Here is a 3,464-nt window from a genome sequence, read left to right on the forward strand (position 1 = left end):
AATTAGATGCTGCTTCATTGTTAGAGAAATGGATACAAAGCCGGGACGCGCTACTACAATTCTTAAAACAACGCCACAATGATTTCGATGATTTAGTAAAGGCTGGGCAGAATTTTATTGAAAGTGAACAGGCATTAATTTTGGGTCATAGTATGCACCCAGCGCCTAAAAGCCGGAATGGTTTTGTTCATGAAGATTGGTTGAAGTTTTCACCTGAACATGCTGGAAAAACCCAGTTACATTATTGGCTTGTTCATCAGAATTATATTGCTGAAGGTTGTGCAACTGAGCAGCCAATTTCAGATCAAGTCAAAGACGCAATCCGTTGGTATTTGTCCGAAAGCGATTTAAACCTGTTAAAGACTCATGTTGAATTTAAATTATTGCCACTACATCCTTGGCAAGCCCGTTATTTACAAGGTAAACCCTGGTTTGAGCAATTAAAACAAACAGGACAGTTAATTGATATCGGTTTACGTGGATGGCAATTTTCACCGACTACATCAATTCGGACCTTGGCAAGTTTTAACGCCCCTTGGATGGTTAAAACTTCACTATCAGTCATGATCACTAATTCAATTCGAGTGAATTTGGCAAAAGAGTGTCATCGTGGCGAAATTTCTTATCGTTTATGGCACAGTGATTTAGGTAAAAAAATATTAAAACAATGCCCAACACTGAAAGCAGTTAATGATCCAGCCTGGATAGCACTGCAAATAGACGGCGAGATTATTAACGAGACAATTTGTATTTTCCGTGATCAACCATTTGCAGTACAGCAACAAGTCACTTGTATTGCATCTTTATGTCAAGATCATCCAAATAAAGAGTTAAATCGTTTTAATGCTTTATTTGACCAAATTGCTCAGAAAAATCAACAAACGAATTTTAAAGAAATTGCTTTGGATTGGTTTGATCATTTCTTGAAGATTGGCTTGGCTCCGTTAATGTATGTTTATCATAAATACGGTATGGCTTTTGAATCGCATCAACAAAATGTATTGCTTGAGCTAGAAGATGGTTTACCAAAAAATCTCTGGTTACGTGACAACCAAGGCTTTTACTATATTGAAGAGTTTGCAACTGAAATTGTAGAAGCATTACCAGATTTACTAGAAAAAGCTCATGCGGTTGGTCCTAAAGATTTTGTGGATGAACGCTTTAGTTATTATTTCTTTGGCAACACTTTATTTGGTTTGATTAATGCAATTGGAGCAACTGGCTATATCTCTGAAGATGAACTGTTAATCCATTTGCAACAAAATTTACTTCAATTATTAGAGCAATATCCAGATAGCACATTATTACAGGGTTTATTATTTAACGATTCTTTACCGTATAAAGGCAATTTACTTACACGTTTACATGAATTAGATGAGCTTATTGCACCTTTAGAACATCAGTCCGTGTATGTGCAGCTACCAAATCCACTGTACGTTGAACAGAAGGATGTGAGTTATGCTTGATTTTATTGGAATTGGACTGGGGCCGTTTAATTTAAGTCTGGCTAGTCTGTTACATGATAAAAGCGGGCTGCAATATCGCTTTTTTGATCAGCGTGAGAAATTTGACTGGCATGCTGGTATGCAATTGCCAAACGCGATGTTACAAGTTCCTTTTATGGCTGATTTGGTTAGTATGGTTGAGCCAACCAGCCCTTTTAGTTTTTTAAATTATTTAAAACACCATCAACGTTTATATAAATTCTATTTTAGAGAAAATTTGTATATACCGCGTCAGGAATATAATCATTATTGTCAATGGGTTGTAGAACAACTTAACCATATTGAGTTTAGTAGCCATGTGCTGGATATTAAACCGATTAAAGGTGGATTTGATGTGGAGGTAGTGTGTAATGGGCACCACCAACATTATCGTACTCGACAATTGGTATTGGGGGTTGGTACAACTCCACATTTGCCAGAAAGCTTACAACAGATTTACTCAAAATCAGGAACCTGCCTGCATTCATCAGAATATTTACAGTACAGCTCCCAGAAGTTATCAGGAAATGTAGTTTTAATTGGTTCTGGACAGTCCGCAGCAGAGATTTTTTTAGATCTATTTGATCGTCAGTATATGAATGGTCGAACTACACCAGACTTTCATCTTTATTGGTTAACCCGTTCTGCTGGTTTCTTTCCAATGGAAAATACACCATTCGGTTTAGAACATTTTAGTCCGGATTACATGCATTATTTTTACCATTTACCATCAGGTTTAAAGGCAGAGTTACCAGCGCAACAAGCAAATTTATATAAAGGTATTAGCAGTAAAACGATACGTGATATTTATGAGCGGTTATATCATCGTAGTATCGGTGGAATGCCTACAGATGTTACGTTGGCTGGACATCATCAACTGCAATATGCAGAGCTCTTAGAAAACCAGAAAACAAAGTTGTGTTTTGAACACCGTCAGCAAAATAAGAATTATATTCTGGAGGCTGATTGTGTTATTGCAGCTACGGGTTATCGTTATCCAAACCCTAAGTTTCTGCAAAATTTACAATCTTTGATCATACGAGATCAGGCCGACCATTGGCAGGTGACTTCAAACTTTAAAGTCAATTATCAAGGTGAGGGATCTATATTTATTCAAAATATGGAAGTTTATCACCACGGCGTAGGTACGCCTGATTTAGGCTTAGGAGCATATAGGGCAGCCACAATTGCAAATCAATTGGTTGGTGAAGAGTTATTCAAACTTGATCATTCTCAGTCATTCCAACAATTTGGAGTGAATGCATCAGCGCAAGAAGAAGTTTCTATTCGCAATATTGCAGCCTCAAAAATAACCGAGTTTTCAAGACCCTTAAATAAATCAGGGCCAATGCATCATTCTGCTTTGGGAGCGTATGCACGAAGTAAATTATCTGAGCATATTGAATAAGCTGAACAGAGGATATGTGTATGGAACGTTCTTCTGTGTCCGCGGCTCAACCTCATGAGCAAAGTTTACAACGCTACGTACTTCTGACGGTTATGCTTGGTACAGGTACGGTTAGTTTAAATAACAGTAGTTTCAACCCTGCAATACCTCATTTAATGTCCTATTTTCAGGTAGGTGAGGTATGGGCAAGTTGGGTGGTTGTTGCCTTTTTATTAGCAATGAGTATCAGTTTGCCTTTAGCTGGATTCCTAAGCCAGCGTTTTGGTAAGCGGTCAATTTATTTAATTGCCTTATTGGGATTTGCTTTGGCTTCTATAGCAGGTGGTTTATTTAATCAGTTTGAATCGGTGTTGATTGCTAGAGCTCTGCAAGGCTTTTGTAGCGGATTAATGATTCCATTATCTCTTGGACTAATTTTTTCAGTTACGCCCAGTGAACAACGGGGAAGTACAACAGGATTATGGGGTGCCATGATCATGCTAACCTTAGCAGTTGGGCCTATGCTCGGAGCACTGGTTTTGGTATGGCTTAATTGGAAGGCCTTATTTTTTATCAATTTACCCGTTGCTTGT

3 protein-coding genes are annotated in these 3,464 nt (G+C 37.9%); all 3 read left to right on the forward strand.

From position 1 onward, the window contains the following. Window positions 1–1,466 (forward strand): IucA/IucC family protein (locus C1642_RS14625; protein ID WP_228153908.1); only part of this gene is annotated, 1,466 nt, incomplete at its 5' end. Further along, a complete protein-coding gene (locus tag C1642_RS14630; RefSeq protein ID WP_103236491.1) occupies window positions 1,459–2,892 on the forward strand; it encodes a lysine N(6)-hydroxylase/L-ornithine N(5)-oxygenase family protein in 1,434 nt (477 codons plus the stop codon). The genes C1642_RS14625 and C1642_RS14630, both read left to right, overlap by 8 nt. Before the next feature lie 20 nt (window positions 2,893–2,912). Further along, window positions 2,913–3,464, forward strand: a 552-nt coding sequence (locus C1642_RS19575; RefSeq protein ID WP_228153909.1) for an MFS transporter, incomplete at its 3' end; no start/stop codon positions are given.

Source organism: Acinetobacter sp. AKBS16 (assembly GCF_002899995.1).
Taxonomy (GTDB): domain Bacteria; phylum Pseudomonadota; class Gammaproteobacteria; order Pseudomonadales; family Moraxellaceae; genus Acinetobacter; species Acinetobacter baumannii.

What these genes read in the sequence shown, in the direction of transcription:
- C1642_RS14630 (WP_103236491.1), top strand. Translation starts at nt 1,459, where the DNA reads ATGCTTGATTTTATTGGAATTGGACTGGGGCCGTTTAATTTAAGTCTG.